A 601-nucleotide genomic window follows, 5' to 3' on the forward strand; every position below is an offset into this window, starting at 1 on the left:
TTCTCAAGATCGACCAGAGTTTCGTCGCGATGATCGGCATTGATGCGCTGTCGCGGCATATTCTGGACACGATTATCGAACTCTCGGCCAAGCTTGATCTGGGTATTGTTGCCGAAGGTGTAGAAACTCCGGCACAGGCTGACTACCTGACCGCACACCACGTCAACTTCCTGCAAGGCTATCTGTTCGGAAAACCCATGCCCGGCGCTGACTTCATCGCTGCATTAAGTGATCGTTAACTAAAAATAAATTAAGCCCGACGCTTCGACGCGACGCACCAAATTGATACAAAACACCACTGTTGTTACATGACGACAAGATCAGGATTTACTCTTGGCGCATTAACTACTACAATTTTTTCAGCCTGTGCAAGATTGACAGGTGAGCCATTATCACCGAGTCGCTTCAAGGCTCTTGGCTTATAGCTTTGTTTGCGGTTGGTATCAGCCAAACACACTATTGGAGTAAAGATATTGTCCAGACTCGCTGAATTTCGTGCAGCTGAAAAGGCCCTTCAGGAACAGCTCAAGCAGCTGGAATCGCTGAAGAACGATGCCGGGCTCAAGAAAGAAATCGAATTCGAAGAAAAGCTCCAGGGGCT

The 601-nt window shown here is 48.1% G+C and carries 1 protein-coding gene and 1 pseudogene; both read left to right on the plus strand.

Going from position 1 to position 601, the window contains the following annotated elements; genetic code table 11:
- A partial coding sequence (locus HT737_RS29670; RefSeq protein ID WP_182404604.1) for an EAL domain-containing protein occupies positions 1–239 on the plus strand: 239 nt, incomplete at its 5' end.
- Positions 240–473: 234 nt separating this feature from the next.
- Positions 474–601 (plus strand): annotated as a pseudogene (locus HT737_RS29675) (transcriptional regulator); the annotation flags it as partial.

The sequence above is a fragment of the Pseudomonas sp. MD195_PC81_125 genome (genome assembly GCF_014060985.1).
In the GTDB taxonomy this organism is placed as follows: domain Bacteria; phylum Pseudomonadota; class Gammaproteobacteria; order Pseudomonadales; family Pseudomonadaceae; genus Aquipseudomonas; species Aquipseudomonas parakoreensis.